This window comes from Thermococcus kodakarensis KOD1 (genome assembly GCF_000009965.1).
Classification (GTDB): Archaea; Methanobacteriota_B; Thermococci; order Thermococcales; family Thermococcaceae; genus Thermococcus; species Thermococcus kodakarensis.
Map to the genome: position 1 here is coordinate 629,677 of NC_006624.1, position 14,139 is coordinate 643,815.

Sequence of the window (14,139 nt, forward strand, 5' to 3'; positions counted from 1 at the left end):
CACCGAAAGGGGGCTCACATGCCCCCGCTTACAGCAAGCTCGATTATCTTCCTTATCTCAACGAGGAACTCCATCGGGATGTCCTTGAGCATCGGATCGAGGAAGCCTTTGACTATGAGCTGGGTTGCCTTCTCCTCGTCCAGTCCGCGGCTCATAAGGTAGAAGAGCTCCTCTTCCCTTATCTTGCCTATCGCCGCCTCGTGGCTGAGTTCGGCATCGTCAACCCTGCTTATAAGCCCCGGATAGGTCTCCATAACCGCCTTGTCGCTCATGAGGAGTGCGTCACAGCTTATGTGTCCCTTCGTCTTCGGAGCGTCCGCCTCGATGATTCCCCTCGTCACGACGGTGCTCTCGTCCATTATGACTGCCTTGCTAGCGTTGATTCCGCTCGCTCCCGGCCCCTGGAGGAACATCCTGCCGCCGAGGTCAACGTAAAAGTCCTTCTGGCCGAGGATTATGCCGTTCAGCTCGACGTGGCCGCCCTCCTCGACCCAGTAGTGTGGATCTCCTATGTTGCTCTTTCCAGAGCCGAGGGTTACCGTCGTGTTGATGAAGCGCGCGCCCCTCCCTACCTTTGCTCTCGTCATGGGCCTCGTGTGGACGTACTCCGGCCAGTTCTGGAGGACTGTGAGCTGGGCCTTCGCCCCCTCGTGGAAGTAGGCCTCAGTCATGTCGAGATGTAGGGAGTGCTTGAGGAGTATCGGAGCGGTACAGCCCTCGATGAGGTGGAACTCGGTGTTCCTCTCGGCTATGATGATTATGTGTGGCGCCTGGGCCAGCGCACTCTCCTGGATGAGGAAGAACAGGTGCAGCGGGAAGGGAACCTTCAAGCCTTCCTTCACGTAGAGGAATATTCCGCCGTTCCATACTGCCGTATGATAGGCAGTAAGCTTGCTCTCGTCTGCGCGGAAGAGCTTGAGGAAGTGCTGCTTGACTATGTCGGGGTATTTTCTAACGGCCTCCTCCGTCGGGAGGACTATGAGGCCCTTCTTGGCCCAGTCCTGCAGGAACTGGTTGTATATGACGCCCGTGTCCGTCTGAACCGCAAGCCCGGCTATGTACTTCTGCTCCACCTCGCTTATGCCCAGCCTGTCGAGGAGGGCCTTCATCTCTGGCGGGAGGTCGTCGAGGCTCTCTATATGGTCGGGAAGGCCTTTTACCTCTGGTTTGGCTATGAAGTGAAGGAGCTGCTCCTCGCTTATGACAGGGTCTTTGTGAGGTGCCCTCTCAAAGGCTTCCAGCGCCTTGTACCTTATCTTTGTCATCCACTCCGGCTCTTTGTTCCTCCTTGCGAGCTCTTCAATCTGGTTCTCGATGATGGCCTTTGCATCGGCCATTGTTATAGTTTCAGTCATGCTCCCACCTCCTCGAATATCCTGGCAAACCCTTCGCGGTCTATCTGGTCAACGAGCTCGCCGGAGCCGGTCTTGACGATCCTGCCGTCCTTCATGACGTGAACCGTGAGCTTCTCCCTGTCGAGGTGGCCGAGGATTCTGCCGTAGTGTGTGATGAGGAGTATCGCCGTCCCGCGCTGGTGGAGCTCCTCTATCTTCCTGCTGATTATGCTGAGGGAATCCACATCAACGCCACTGTCCGGCTCATCCAAAATGAGAAGCTTCGGCTCGATGAGAAGTGCCTGAAGTAGCTCAAGCCTCTTCCTCTCACCACCGGAGAAGCCAACGTTCACGTAGCGGTGAAGGTCTTCCTCCTTGAACCAGAGCTCCTTGGCCTTTTCAACTACGAGATCGTAGGCCTCAGCGGGGTCCATTCCCTTCAGCTCCACGAGCACCTGCTGGAGGAACTCTATGACCTTAACTCCTTCGACCTCGGGTGGAACCTGAAACGCGAGCAGAATCCCCCTCTTCGCCCTCTCGTCGGGACCGAGTTCGGTGATGTCTTCCCCCTCGAAGAGGATTTTTCCATCGGTAACTCTGTACTTGGGATGACCCGCTATCGTCAGGGCCAGCGTTGACTTTCCTGAGCCGTTCGGCCCCATGATTACATGAAACTCACCCGGGTTAACTTCAAGATCTACGCCCCTTAGAATCTCCTTGTCCTCAACTGAGACGTGAAGGTTCTCAACTTTGAGCATTCGCTCACCTCCGTGGGTAACGTTGATGGGACGTTTTTTAAGCATTTTGGAACAGACTTGTGTAATGAGCATATGCACAAGGCTTTTAACTTAGGCTTTCCTAACTCCGATGGAGGTGAAGGACATGAGGATAATCGTATCAACCGTTACCGGAGGGCTCGACGACAGGGTGAACCCGGCCTTTGGAAGAACGCCGACGTTCACGATCGTGGACGTTGAGAACGGAGAGATAGTGAACGTTCAGGTGGTACCGAACCCCGGCTACTCACAGCCGAGGGGAGCGGGGGTTACGGCGGCGCAGTTCGTCATAGACCAGGGCGCCGACGTTGTCATTGCTGGCCAGTTCGGCCCCAACTCCTCGGGAGTTCTCCAGGCCGCGGGCATAAAGATGGTCTCGGCCCCGGCCACCATGACCGTCAGGGAGGCCGTTGAGGCATTCCTCAGGGGAGAGCTGACCACTGCGGTCTTCGGTCCCGAGGGCGGAATGGGACCAGGCATGGGACGCGGTATGGGCGGCATGGGTAGAGGAATGGGCCGTGGTAGAGGCGGTGGAATGGGAGGCGGCAGAGGAGGCGGATGGGGCTGGTGAGGCCCTTCACTAACTACTTCTACTTTTCTTTCTGACAAAACTTTAAATCTCTTCACGACCAAAAAAACAACGGTGAACAATGATGGAGATTATTGAGGCCGTTTACGAGAACGGCGTCCTGATACCCCTGAAAAAACCCAAACTTAAGGAGCACTCAAAAGTCATTATCAAGATAATAGATGAGGAAGAACTTGATAAGCTTCTAGACTCACTCATCATTGAGAAGGTTGAGAACATAGACTACAAAAGGCTTAAGGAGGCCTATTATGAGTCGCTCTGAGGTCTTCGTGGACTCTTCTGTCCTCGTTGGGCTGAATCTAGGAGACGAAAAAGCGAAGAAGCTCGTGAAGTCCCTCATCGAGGAGGGCCATGCCCTTGTTATAAACCCAATAGTATTTTCCGAAACAGCTTACAAGGTTATGTTCACTCTCGCTATCAGAGATGGGCTGAAAGGTGTCTACGACCTCAAGAAACACTTGGATGAGTACACGTGGGTTTATGAAAAGGTCAGGGACTCAATTGAGAAGCTCGTGAAGAGCGGATTTTTGAGGGTTCTTGAAATTGATTGGCAAATCTCAAGGCTCTCTGCCGAGCTCGGGGAGAAATATGGTTTGCTGACCAACGATGCCATGATAGTAGCCACCTGCAAGTCCTATGGAATAGAGAAGATAGCAACTTTTGACAGCGACTTTGAGAAGGTTGATTTCCTGGAAGTTATCTCTCCTTTAATCTCAGAACAAGATGGATAACGAAACTGTTTGGTGAGCAGTATGAAGGTCACAATCCTATTTGAAAACCACGCCGGCTGGAGGAAGGGCCTGATCGGCTACCACGGCTTTTCTGCCCTCGTTGAGCACAACGGCCACAGGGTTCTCGTGGATACTGGCACGGACGGTAGGGTGCTCCTCAACAACATACGGGAACTTGGGGTTGAGCTGGACTCGATAGATGCCCTCTTCATAACCCACGGCCACTACGACCATACAGGCGGAATAGCCGAGCTGCTCAAAGCTCGGAGCGAACCGCTCGACGTTTACGCCCACCCAGGGATCTTCGCCAGAAGGATAGCCCTAAAGCCGAGGCGGAGGGAGATAGGGATCCCCTTCACGAGGAAGGAGCTTGAGAGCCTTGGGGCAGTCTTCCACCTGAGCGAGAAGCCCTTCGAGTTCCTTCCGGGCTTCATCTCCTCCGGAAAGATTGAGAGAAAAACATGGGACAGGGCCGTTGGCTACCTTGTTGAAGACGGAAAAGAAGTCAAAGACCCTGTTAAAGATGACATCGCACTCATACTTGATCTTGGAGACAGCGTGGCCGTTATAACGGGCTGCGGGCACAGCGGAATCCTCAACATTGCTCGGCATGCGATAGACCTGACTAGAAAACCGATAAAGGCCCTGATCGGCGGTTTTCACCTGAGGGGAGCACCTGAGCATCTCTTGGACGATGCCGTTGAAGGGCTCAGGGAGCTCGGCGTGGGAACTCTCTACGCTGGCCACTGCACAGGAATAGATGAGTACGCCTATCTCAAGGAGCACTTTGGGCTTGCGGAGCCTCTATTCGTTGGGAAGGAGATTAGGGTATAGTTTTTTACCTTTGGAATCAAACCATTCTTGGTGATGTGGATGCTTGGTATAGACCTCTCTGGGAAGCTGGCCTTCACGACAGCCTCAAGCAAGGGCATAGGCTTCGGCGTTGCGAGGGTTCTGGCAAAGGCTGGAGCGGACGTAGTACTCCTATCCAGAAGCGAGGAGAACCTGAAGAGGGCAAAGGAGAAGATCAGGGCCGCGAGCGATGTTGAGGTGAGCTACATCGTTGCAGACCTCACCAGGAGGGAAGACCTTGAGAGAACGGTGAAGGAACTTAAAGATATCGGCGAACCCGACATATTCTTCTTCTCCACAGGCGGGCCCAAGCCTGGCTACTTCATGGAGATGGACATGGAGGACTGGGAAGGGGCAGTTAAGCTTCTCCTCTATCCTGCGGTCTATCTCACGAGGGCACTCGTTCCGGCTATGGAGCGGAAGGGCTTCGGAAGGATAGTCTACTCCACAAGCGTCGCCATAAAGGAGCCGATACCCAACATAGCGCTGAGCAATGTCGTGAGGATTTCGATGGCTGGCCTCGTGAGAACGCTCGCGAAAGAGCTCGGGCCGAAGGGGATAACCGTCAACGGCATAATGCCCGGCATCATAAAGACAGACAGGATGATACGGCTGGCCAAGGACAGGGCCCAGAGGGAAGGCAAGACCGTTGAGGAGGCGCTCCAGGAGTACGCGAAGCCAATACCTCTCGGAAGGCTGGGAGAACCAGAGGAGATAGGCTACCTCGTGGCCTTCTTGGCCAGCGACCTCGGGGGTTACATAAACGGCTCCATGATTCCGGTTGATGGTGGAAGGCTCAACTCGGTATTCTGAGCTCGCTTTCTTCGCATCCATCTCTATTTTTGGAGATTTCGAGCTAAGACTCATTCCAGAATTCTCCTCAACAACATATACTCCCTCTCATCCAGGGCGTTTTTGTCAATAACAACTATGAGCGCCCCTTTGTTGGAGATAATATAATCTCTTACCGTGCTCATCATCTTTGCTATCGACGGGAATTCGTTGTGTATTCTAAGGTATTCCAACCCCTCCACAAGCACAATGCCCTTGACACCGCTTCTTTCTGCCTCCAGGAGATATCTGTGGACTGTCTCGACCATTTTATAAAGGTCGGTCGGCCGGATTGTGTTTGGAATCTCCATATTGTTCGCTGTGGTGAAGAAAAAGGGTTTCCAGCTCTCTGGGGGCTTTAAAGTTCTCAGAAACGCAAGAACGGGGACGTTTTCCAGCTGGGCTTTGATATTTTTGAAGTCCTCTGGCGAAATTATTTGGACCCCTTCAAACTCCGGTATCTCGATGTTCTTCACATCGTAGTCCCTTAGGAAGCGCGGGCTGAAGATTACCCGGTAGTAGAAGTAAAGCGAGCCTATTCCAAGCACTACCGCGACTATCTGAACCGAAGGCAGCAGCTTATGTGCCGTGAGGCCGTACTGGTATGGTAGGGGGTAGATTATGGAAAGCAGGCCCGAGAGCGAGACAAAAGTTCCTGGAGAGCACGTCCATCCCGAGTATTCCAAGCATCATTATCAAAAATCCGCCGAGGAAGTATATATCCCAGGGGAGGTCTTTTTCGAGTATGCTATCGGCCACACCGAGGATGAGTAGAAGGATGAAAGCGGCCCTGTAGAGTCCTTTCATAAAAGGACGCGATGAGTCTTCCCATATCAGATAAAAGAGACCCGCAGAAGCCAGGGCAAAGGCAAGCGCGATGAAGAAGTTCTCAACGCTCATGCCAGCAAGGTCAAAGACCACCTCGAAGATTCCCGCGACATGGGTGAGCGCGAGAAAGAGGGCGAATTTCCTCCTACTCATGTGATAGGCGTACAGAAACATGGAAGCACCGAACGTTCTCACCGCTATCAGCGAGACGGCACCTATCACCGAGGAATTCACCATACTCCCTTCCCCTCAGATATGACGCTATGTTATGCAGTTATATAAACCTTTGCGGAATGGGGAAGAGGGCTATGCAACTTTTTTCCCTATCTCCCGGCAACCTTCTCGTAGGCCCGCTTTATCCTCTCGTAGCTCCCCTTTGTGAACGTGCACTCCTTCACGCAGACCGAACAGCCGAGGGTTCTTGAGAAGACGACGGCGCACTTCGTGTAATCTATGTGCACCTCCCGGCTGTTCTCCCTCTTCGGCGTGATGTATATCGCCTGGGCCGGGCAGGCTCTAACGCAAGCGTTGCAGCGGTCGCAGAAGTCTGGAATCCACTCGTATTCCCGAACGCGCTCTTCGGTGAGGTGGCCATAGGAGCTACTCTCTATCCGTTCTTCTCCCCCTGGGGGATCCTCGTTATCCTTCCCCTATACGGCCTCCACGCGCTCGTTCTTGCTTCCATAGTCTACCGCTTCGGCAGGCCACGCTTCGAGACCCTATATTTGGCGGGCGTCATCTTCGGCCTCTACGAGGCGTACATCACCAAGATAATCTGGAACCCGGACTGGGAGTCCCCGATTCAGGTGGGCGGAATCAGCATCCTTGAGCTTCTCGTTGTTGTGTTCTTCTGGCATCCATTCATGTCCTTCATGATGGCCGTTGGGACTGCCGAACTGCTGACTTCAAGGAGAAAGCTACTTCCAGAATTCGTCTTAAAACGGCCCCTTCTCTTTGCCATGGTTCTTGGGGCCCTGGAGAGCTCAAACTCTCCCTCGCCAGTTCATTCATTTCTATCCCTGGCCTCAACGCTGGCGGTGATTCTCCTCCTCGTGCGGTGGTGGAGAAACCGCTATGAAGGAGAAAACCTGGACGACCTCCTTCCCACGCTGGGGGAACTAAAGTTTCTCGTCCCCATCCTTTTGGCGTATTACATTGCTCTGGGCCTGGGAATAAAAAGGGAAGCAATACCCGGGCTTGGAGCTCAGGCCTTTGTCTGGTTCCTCTACGCCCTCACGTTCTATCTCCTTTACAGGGCGCTCAAGAAGTCGAGGGGACTGGATGTTGAGCAGACTGCCGCCCCATCGTTGAGAAAGCTGGTCGTGCTCTCGGCTGTTTGGATTATCTCTGGAGTTGCATTCTCCACCCTGGAGCTTTTCATCCCCGAGTTAAAGTTCGTGATAATCGCCCTTCTCTGGCTCTTTGGGGCCGTAGTAGGCCTTGTAAGCTTCTTCAGGAGTGCACAGTGGGCACTGGCGGAGTGAGACACCTTTTTATACGGCAGCGTGCTAGATAACAGGAGGTGTTAAGGAATGGCTATTATGAGGCTGTGGCACGGGCGCGTGCCGAGGGAGAAGAGAGACGCCTACGAGCGCTTTTTGATAGAGAGGGCGGTTCCGGACTACAGCTCCGTCGAAGGGCTTTTGAAGCTCTACTTCACGAGGCGGGACGAGGAGAAAGAAACCCACTTCCTGCTCGTGACGATATGGGATTCATGGGAGTCCATCAAGAAGTTCGCGGGAGAAAATCCAGAGCTGGCCAAGTACTACCCGGAGGACGACGAGTTCCTGCTTGAGAAGGAGAAGTACGTCCAGCACTACGAGATATTCTATGAGAAGTGAGCAAGCTTTTAATTTTTGGACCCCAATAATTTTTGGTGATGGGGATGAAGAGGTCGCAGTTGTGGGCCGGGCTGATAGCCCCGCTCGTTGCTTATTCTGGAATTCTCACGGCTATCTATGTGAACCGCTCGTGGTGGAGGTTAACCGACAACGCGATAAGCGACCTCGGGAAGCTCGGCCTCCCCCACAACTGGCTCCTCAACGTGCCGCTCGTTATAACGGCGGTGCTGGCAATTTACTACGCCCTCGGCGTCCTCGACATGGCTAGAAACAGCGTAGAGAAGGCTGGGATCTGGGTGCTCATAGCGGGCTTTGTCTTCTTAGCTCTGATAGGCATCTTCCCAGAGGGAACCTCGCCCCACTACTACGTCAGCTGGGGCTTCTTCCTGACGGCGGGCTTTGGGCTCTTGATAGCCGGCATCGGCATGGGACTCTCAGGGGACAGAAAGATGCTGTACTTCACGGTAGTTCTATTCGTTCTGGCGTGGATTCTCGCCATCTGGGCCATGAGAACTTTCAAGGGTGTTGCGATACCAGAGTTCATCGGAGCACTGGCGGTTACGATCTGGCACTACGCAGTCCTTTCAAAGATCTGGGGCAAAACCCGTTGAGTTCTCTCTTTTTCTTTTTCCTGCTAACTGGAACTAGAGAAGGGAGAGAAAAGAGAAAGAACGTCACCAGCTCAGAGCTGGAGGATCATCTGGGCGGGATCCCTTATTGCTGGCCCAAGACCGAGGATGTAGATGGCCAGATACCAGAAGCGCCTTTCTTCTTCATCCGTAACGAGCTCCTTCAGGGCGTAATAGACCACAACGAGGATCAGGGTTATCCACGGATAGTAGATGTAGGCCCCGAACCAGTTGACGAGGTGGTTTTCAATCCAGTGGACTTCACGGTAGCCGTAGAAGTGTATCGCAACAACGGTTGAGGCCACGTCAAAGTAGTGGGCGAGAACAGGGTAGAGGTAGAGCCTGTCGAAGGGCCTCCACCTGTAGAATATAAACACTGCGGCAAAGCTAACGGCGGTGTGGATAAGGGTAAGTTCGTAGGGCTCCCAGTTTTTGGCGTGGGTCACGAGGAGGTAGTTTGCCCAGAGCGCCAGTATCGTTCCCCATGCAACAGTTATCTTGGGATACATCCCAAGCTTTGAATCGGCGTAGATTGCAGGCAGTATCAGAAAGAACGCCGTGAAGAAGATTCCGGGAGTGAGGATGAGCGGATGCTGGGGCAGGACTCCGCCGTCCACAAGCGCCCTCACAGTTGCGCCGAAGACGACCATCGGTGTAACGGCCCAGAAGAGCCTCTCGTCCACGGGTATCTTCAGCGGTTTGATTATCCATTTGTATGTGTAAATAACGCCCAGACCGAAGAGGAGCGCATATACAAAGGTGTTAACCGCGTTGTAGCCGCTCCTCGTGAACATCGGTTCCCAGAAATACCTATAAAAGAAGTCAATTACAGCCCCTTCAACGCTCATTCTAACCACCGGACTTTGTTGAACTGGTGCTTTAAAGGACTTTTGGGCGCAACCTATAAATAGAACTTCCACCCAGTTTGATTGATGCCGGGCTTTTTCCAGCCAGCGATTGAAACCAGCGGGGTAAAACCCTTCGAGGACTTCCCGATTGAGTTCTCCGAGGGGACCCTATCGGGGGTCATTTCCACAGATGAGCTAGCCTCGGTTCTATTCGTCCACTACCTTGCCGCTGGCTGTCCCGACGATAAAAAGGCCTACGTCGTTGCCCCTGGCAGGTTGGTTTCTCCAAAGACTCTCTCACTGCTCGGAGCCGACCCGTCGAAGCTCCTCATAGGCAGCGTTTACTCCCCCGATGAACTCATCTCGGCGCTGGAACTCGTTGAGGAAGGCTCTCTTCTCATCATCGGGAACTTCCCCGCACTAAACCCATTTTCCGAGACCGTCCTTGGGATAAGGAAGGTTGTGGACGATAAGGGTCTGATAGCTGTTCTCCACCACTCTCCCGTGGCCTTCAACGAGCTTGACCATCCCGGTGAGTTCACGCGCCTGTTCAAACTCCCCGAAGTCCTTGATGCGCTCTTAATCCTGAGAACGAACTCGTACCGCGGCCACTACCGGCTCAACATGACCCTCTCAAAAGCTCCCCCCGAGTGGGTGGGCTCCCTCGGCGACCACTCCATACCAATTGACGGCCTCGTCAGGCCCCTCCTTGGTAAAGGTTGACGTGCCCGAAGCCGAGGACGTAGCGGGCGTAGAGGGCCAGGGAAAACCCCACCAGAAGGAGCGCGAGAACCGCGTAGTCCCTGGGCTTCATTTCAAGGTCCCTCAGAAAAGTCCTCTTCTTGCTCGCTCCAAAGGCCCTGCTCTCAAGGGCAATGCTCAGCTCGTGGGCGGTCTTAAGCGACGCGACGATAAGCGGGATGAGGACTGAGGTCATCTTCCGCATCCTGGTTAAGAGGTTTCCCTTGTCAAGTTCCAGTCCCCTGCTCCTCTGGGCGTCCATTATGGTTCTGGCCAGCCAGTACAGGGTCGGGATGTAGCGGAGGGCTATGGTCAGGGTCAGGCCAAGCTCGTAGGGAAGACCGAGCCTGACGAAGCCCAGGACGAGCTCTTTCTGCGTGGTCGTCATGAGGAGGAGGAACGTAACGAGCGCGAAGCCGAGAAGTCTCGCCGAATATGCGATTCCGATGAAGAACCCCTCAAGGCGCGGTTTGTAAATCACCGGCCAGAGGGCGAGGGTTATCAGGACTATCGGGAAGAGAGGCTTCAGAAGCCTGAACTGGTAGGAAAAGTCCGCACCTGCAAGCACTTTTCCGATGATGAGCAGGCCGATAAACAGAGCGAGAAGGAGGAGGGGCTGGTTGAAGAGCATGAGTGTGATTATCCCGAGGAGCATCCCGATTATCTTGACCCTCGGGTCGAGGGAGTGCATGAAGCTGTCTTTCCTGATGTAGAACTGCCCGATCACACTTCTCCCCCCAGTTTCGCAAGGATTTCCTCAATGCTCCTCACAAAACCAACCCCAAGCCTCTCTCCCAGCTCGACTACCTCGGGTCTCTCAAGGCCGTACTTCTCAACGTCAAAGGCCGTGAAAAACTCCTCGACCGGGCCGTCGAAGAGCTTCCGCCCCCCGTGGAGAAGGACTACCCTCTCGGCCAGCCTCACGACGAGGTCCATGTCGTGGGTTATCAGTAGTATCCCATGGCCACTCTCGTGGAGGGAGCGTATCACCTCAACAACCTCCTCCTCTGCCCTCGCGTCAAGGCCAGTTGTTGGCTCGTCGAGAATTAGGTATTTTGGCTTCATCGCAAGGACGCAGGCTATAGCCAATCTCTGCTTTTCGCCGCCGCTGAGAGAGTAGGGCGTCCTGTCCTCAAAACCCTCAAGCCCCACTGACTTCAGCGCCCACTTCACCCTCTCCTCAACCTCTTCCTCGCTCAGACCGAGATTCCTTGGACCGAAGGCGACCTCGTTGAAAACCGTCTCCTCGAAGAACATGTGCTCCGGGTTCTGGAAGACGTAGCCAACGAGCCTGCTGAGCTCGGCGACGGTGTGCTCCCTTGTGTCGAGGCCGTCCACGAGAACTCTTCCCTTGGAAGGCTTGAGAAGGCCGTTGAAGTGCTTTGCGAGTGTTGTCTTTCCACTTCCGTTTGGTCCAACGAGTGCCACTATCTCCTGCCCCATCTCGAAGTCTATGCCCCTTAGGACTTCCTTCCCGTTGTAGGCGAAGTGAACGTTTTCTGCTTCGATCATCGGAATGGAATTGAGGGGAGCGTTAAAAAGCTTTCAGGTTGTCCAGAAGCTTCGGCAAAAGCTCCCTGGCTGTGCCCAGGAGACTGACGTCGCCGAGTTCGAGCGCCATTGATGTAGCTCCTTCTGGAACCGGGTTCTTCACGTTGATGCCGACGCCAACAACGGCGAAGCGGATTGCGTCTAGCTCCCCTGCAACCTCCACCAGAACTCCAGCTATCTTCTTGCCGTGAACGAAAACGCCGTTTTCAGAAACCTCCGCAGGAATTCCTTTCCCCTGCAAATACTCGGCTATTACTTCCCTAGCCGCCTTGGACATCTTCCCAGCCTCGGAAAGGCTCAGTTCTGGACTGGCCACAAGGCTGAACCAAAGTCCACCCGGGGGTGAAAGCCACCTGCTCCCCTTCCTCCCCCTGCCCGACTTCTGAGAGCCCGCGATTACGAAAAAGTCTCTCCCCCTTTCAGCCAGCTTCCAGGCGACGTCCATCGTTGAGCTCGTTTCCTCTAGGTAGTACGCCTTAACTGGCAGTTCCCAGGGGTACGGCACGTCGGGCCGTTCCCTCAGGAAGTATCCAGCGTGAGAGGCCTCTATTTTGTAACCGAGCCTCTTAAGCTCTCTTATGTGCTTCCAGACTGCAACCCTGGAGATCCCTAGTCCTTCCGCGAGCTTCTCGCCTGAAACTGGCCCATCCTCGATTGCCGCGAGTATTCTTCTCTTCACTGCACTATCTCTCATAAGCCGCATGGTTTTCGTTAACCTAAATCTTTTAAAAGATTAACCAAGTTCCCATCGGTGGCTAAAATGAACGCACGAGAAGTTGCTTACGCTGGGATATTCATTGCCCTCATAGCTGTGAGCGCCCAGATAAGCGTGAACATAGGCCCGGTTCCGCTGACCTTTCAGGTCTTTGCCGTCCTCCTGACGGGCCTCCTTCTCGGCCCCAGGCTCGGCTTCCTGAGCGTCCTCTCCTACGACATAGCCGGAGCAATTGGCCTTCCTGTCTTCGCTGGCTTTACTGGAGGTATAGCGCACCTCTACGGCCCGACGGGAGGATACCTCCTTGCCTTCCCGATAGCAGCATTTATGGCAGGGCTTTCAAAGGGAAAGGGCGGAAAGGCAAAGCTCGTCGCTTCCCTGGTTGCCATAGCTTTGATCTACGTCCTCGGCTGGCTCCGCCTGGGCCTCTACTTTGGGGGCAACTTTGGAAAGGCGTTTGAGCTCGGCGTTGCCCCCTTCGTGATTCCAGACCTCATTAAGGCCCTTATAGCGGTGGAGATTTCGGAGGTCGTGGAGAGAAGGCTTGAGCTCTAAACAGCCAGTTTCCCTTTATCTTACCTCTCTCCAAGGTTCTCCTCGGCGAAAGCCTTATCGAGCGAGCTTTTCACCCTGAAAAAGCTGAGAGAAACCTTCGGGTTCTTCTTTATCAGCTCTTCAACTGACACCGGCTCGAAATCAAGGAACTCGGTGATGGAACTAAGCGTTTTGTGCCCCTCGCTGAGCGCGGCCTCTATGGCCGCGCTAAGTGCATCCGGCTCATAGACGGCATGTGTGACTTCTGCGGTTCCGTCCTTCCATACGGGTATGACCGCCTCGGGCTCGTCTTCAAGGTAGATGCCGACGAGGTAGTTCACGAGGAATGGCTGTATGAGCGGCATGTTGCCCTCGGCGAGGAAGAAAGGTTCGTCGGGCATGGCCTTGAGGAGGGCTTCCATTTTATTCCTTGCAATGACCGGCACAGGGTTAGAGACATGGAGAGAGTAAATCCTGAGCTTGTCCTTTCGGACTATGGTCAGAACCTCGTCAATCCGCTTGCTCATTCTAAACCTCATCTCGGTGAGCTTTACAACTGGCTCGTCCTTTATGGGAATCGTGTAGTTTTCCCACGGCTTTTCCGGGAAAGCCAGGATTACTGCTTTCATGACTCTCCCTTTGAGGGGGTTCTTTAAAAGTCAATCGCTGCCCTCTGCGAAAGCTTTATATACTCAAGGTTACTAAAACTGGATTGGAGAAAACAGACGGAGGTGGGAAAATGGCGGAGATGATAATACCCTACCCGCAGCTCCAGAAAATCCTCGAGAGGACCTGCGAGCTCGCGGTTATCAAGCCCCGCGCTGAGGAGATGATGGACATCGTCGAGAAGAAGCTCGCAGACCTATTCGAGGTCGCCTACGAGAACGCGAAGGCCGAAAACGCTGACACGATAAAGATGCGCCACATCCCAATAACCAAGGGCTTCAGGAACAGCATGAACCTCTTCAGGGCAGTCATTGAAGACGAGGGCGTTGAAATAGAGCCGATAAGGAAGTACGTCCTCAAGAAGATACCCGGCGACAGGCCGCTTGAGGAGGACGTCGTGAACGAGCTTCCGATCATAGCCGGAACTCTCTTCGTGCTCATCGGAAGGGTTATCAAGGCCCTCCACCCGGAGATAAAGAACGTCTACCCGGAGCACATCGAAGAGGCCAAGAAGGTGCTGGATTACACGCTGTGAAGAAAGATATTGAACTTTTGACTTTTCCTATTTCTTGATCTTACTCTTGGTGACTATTGTTACAATTCTTCTGCATCTGAATTTTTGTTTTGATTTATGCTCAACTTGGAGAAAAATTAAAAAAGAAGATACGATATT

At 53.8% G+C, this 14,139-nt stretch carries 21 protein-coding genes; 11 read left to right on the plus strand and 10 right to left on the minus strand.

The window, feature by feature from the left end; translation table 11 throughout:
• Positions 1–14: 14 nt before the first annotated feature.
• Both TK_RS03610 and sufC read right to left on the minus strand, forming a co-directional pair.
• Positions 15–1,355 (minus strand): SufB/SufD family protein, encoded by a 1,341-nt coding sequence (locus tag TK_RS03610; RefSeq protein ID WP_011249681.1) that lies wholly within the window; start codon positions 1,353–1,355, stop codon positions 15–17.
• Positions 1,352–2,092 (minus strand): Fe-S cluster assembly ATPase SufC, encoded by a 741-nt coding sequence (gene sufC / locus TK_RS03615; RefSeq protein WP_011249682.1) that lies wholly within the window; start codon positions 2,090–2,092, stop codon positions 1,352–1,354. Before sufC ends, TK_RS03610 begins: the two co-directional genes overlap by 4 nt.
• 124 nt (positions 2,093–2,216) lie before the next feature.
• Here sufC and TK_RS03620 point away from each other — a divergent pair, with 124 nt between their 5' ends.
• The 5 genes from TK_RS03620 to TK_RS03640 all read left to right on the plus strand — a co-directional run bounded on the left by TK_RS03620 (position 2,217) and on the right by TK_RS03640 (position 5,095).
• Complete coding sequence (locus tag TK_RS03620; protein WP_011249683.1) at positions 2,217–2,681, plus strand: NifB/NifX family molybdenum-iron cluster-binding protein; 465 nt, start codon at positions 2,217–2,219, stop codon at positions 2,679–2,681.
• Between the two features lie 82 nt (positions 2,682–2,763).
• Positions 2,764–2,961 carry an antitoxin family protein gene (locus TK_RS03625; RefSeq protein ID WP_048053681.1) on the plus strand — a complete coding sequence of 66 codons (198 nt, stop codon included), beginning with the start codon at positions 2,764–2,766 and terminating at the stop codon, positions 2,959–2,961.
• Positions 2,948–3,430: a type II toxin-antitoxin system VapC family toxin gene (locus TK_RS03630; protein ID WP_011249685.1), complete on the plus strand. Its 483-nt coding sequence runs from the start codon at positions 2,948–2,950 to the stop codon at positions 3,428–3,430. Before TK_RS03625 ends, TK_RS03630 begins: the two co-directional genes overlap by 14 nt.
• A 21-nt stretch (positions 3,431–3,451) precedes the next feature.
• Positions 3,452–4,264, plus strand: coding sequence for an MBL fold metallo-hydrolase (locus TK_RS03635; protein ID WP_011249686.1), 813 nt, complete (start codon positions 3,452–3,454; stop codon positions 4,262–4,264).
• Between the two features lie 39 nt (positions 4,265–4,303).
• Positions 4,304–5,095 carry an SDR family oxidoreductase gene (locus TK_RS03640; protein ID WP_011249687.1) on the plus strand — a complete coding sequence of 264 codons (792 nt, stop codon included), beginning with the start codon at positions 4,304–4,306 and terminating at the stop codon, positions 5,093–5,095.
• 50 nt (positions 5,096–5,145) lie between these two features.
• Here TK_RS03640 and TK_RS03645 read toward each other — a convergent pair whose 3' ends face one another.
• From TK_RS03645 to TK_RS11805, 3 genes are all read right to left on the minus strand, one after another.
• A complete protein-coding gene (locus TK_RS03645) occupies positions 5,146–5,661 on the minus strand; it encodes a DUF835 domain-containing protein (protein ID WP_011249688.1) in 516 nt (171 codons plus the stop codon).
• Positions 5,662–5,692: 31 nt separating this feature from the next.
• Positions 5,693–6,178, minus strand: coding sequence for a hypothetical protein (locus TK_RS11890; RefSeq protein ID WP_011249689.1), 486 nt, complete (start codon positions 6,176–6,178; stop codon positions 5,693–5,695).
• 86 nt (positions 6,179–6,264) lie between these two features.
• The gene (locus TK_RS11805) at positions 6,265–6,495 is read right to left on the minus strand and encodes a 4Fe-4S dicluster domain-containing protein (protein ID WP_232500637.1); all 231 of its coding nucleotides are present in this window, start codon (positions 6,493–6,495) and stop codon (positions 6,265–6,267) included.
• On the opposite strand from TK_RS11805, the gene TK_RS03655 reads away from it, so the two are divergent.
• The 3 genes from TK_RS03655 to TK_RS03665 are packed head-to-tail and all read left to right on the plus strand — an operon-like array spanning position 6,397 to position 8,393.
• Positions 6,397–7,425: a hypothetical protein gene (locus tag TK_RS03655; protein ID WP_232500611.1), complete on the plus strand. Its 1,029-nt coding sequence runs from the start codon at positions 6,397–6,399 to the stop codon at positions 7,423–7,425. The two genes, TK_RS11805 and TK_RS03655, sit on opposite strands and share 99 nt — an antisense overlap.
• Positions 7,426–7,473: 48 nt before the next feature.
• Entirely contained in the window at positions 7,474–7,782 is a 309-nt protein-coding gene (locus tag TK_RS03660) for an antibiotic biosynthesis monooxygenase (protein WP_011249692.1), read from the plus strand.
• Positions 7,783–7,820: 38 nt separating this feature from the next.
• The gene (locus TK_RS03665; protein WP_332370040.1) at positions 7,821–8,393 is read left to right on the plus strand and encodes a DUF998 domain-containing protein; all 573 of its coding nucleotides are present in this window, start codon (positions 7,821–7,823) and stop codon (positions 8,391–8,393) included.
• Positions 8,394–8,464: 71 nt separating this feature from the next.
• Here TK_RS03665 and TK_RS03670 read toward each other — a convergent pair whose 3' ends face one another.
• Positions 8,465–9,259 carry a DUF63 family protein gene (locus tag TK_RS03670; RefSeq protein ID WP_011249694.1) on the minus strand — a complete coding sequence of 265 codons (795 nt, stop codon included), beginning with the start codon at positions 9,257–9,259 and terminating at the stop codon, positions 8,465–8,467.
• An 84-nt stretch (positions 9,260–9,343) separates the two neighbouring features.
• On the opposite strand from TK_RS03670, the gene TK_RS03675 reads away from it, so the two are divergent.
• Complete coding sequence (locus TK_RS03675; RefSeq protein ID WP_011249695.1) at positions 9,344–9,982, plus strand: hypothetical protein; 639 nt, start codon at positions 9,344–9,346, stop codon at positions 9,980–9,982.
• Here the strand turns inward: TK_RS03675 and TK_RS03680 are convergent.
• The 3 genes from TK_RS03680 to TK_RS03690 are packed head-to-tail and all read right to left on the minus strand — an operon-like array spanning position 9,957 to position 12,254.
• Complete coding sequence (locus TK_RS03680) at positions 9,957–10,727, minus strand: energy-coupling factor transporter transmembrane component T family protein (protein WP_011249696.1); 771 nt, start codon at positions 10,725–10,727, stop codon at positions 9,957–9,959. The two genes, TK_RS03675 and TK_RS03680, sit on opposite strands and share 26 nt — an antisense overlap.
• Positions 10,724–11,512, minus strand: coding sequence for an energy-coupling factor ABC transporter ATP-binding protein (locus TK_RS03685; RefSeq protein ID WP_011249697.1), 789 nt, complete (start codon positions 11,510–11,512; stop codon positions 10,724–10,726). The genes TK_RS03680 and TK_RS03685 overlap by 4 nt, the downstream gene beginning before the upstream one ends.
• Positions 11,513–11,534: 22 nt before the next feature.
• A complete protein-coding gene (locus TK_RS03690) occupies positions 11,535–12,254 on the minus strand; it encodes a biotin--[acetyl-CoA-carboxylase] ligase (protein WP_011249698.1) in 720 nt (239 codons plus the stop codon).
• Positions 12,255–12,311: 57 nt separating this feature from the next.
• Here TK_RS03690 and TK_RS03695 point away from each other — a divergent pair, with 57 nt between their 5' ends.
• Positions 12,312–12,821 carry a biotin transporter BioY gene (locus tag TK_RS03695; protein ID WP_011249699.1) on the plus strand — a complete coding sequence of 170 codons (510 nt, stop codon included), beginning with the start codon at positions 12,312–12,314 and terminating at the stop codon, positions 12,819–12,821.
• A gap of 20 nt (positions 12,822–12,841) precedes the next feature.
• Here TK_RS03695 and TK_RS03700 read toward each other — a convergent pair whose 3' ends face one another.
• Complete coding sequence (locus TK_RS03700) at positions 12,842–13,429, minus strand: molybdenum cofactor guanylyltransferase (RefSeq protein WP_011249700.1); 588 nt, start codon at positions 13,427–13,429, stop codon at positions 12,842–12,844.
• Between the two features lie 110 nt (positions 13,430–13,539).
• Here TK_RS03700 and TK_RS03705 point away from each other — a divergent pair, with 110 nt between their 5' ends.
• The gene (locus TK_RS03705) at positions 13,540–14,001 is read left to right on the plus strand and encodes a DUF1931 family protein (protein WP_011249701.1); all 462 of its coding nucleotides are present in this window, start codon (positions 13,540–13,542) and stop codon (positions 13,999–14,001) included.
• The last annotated feature ends 138 nt before the right edge of the window (positions 14,002–14,139 follow it).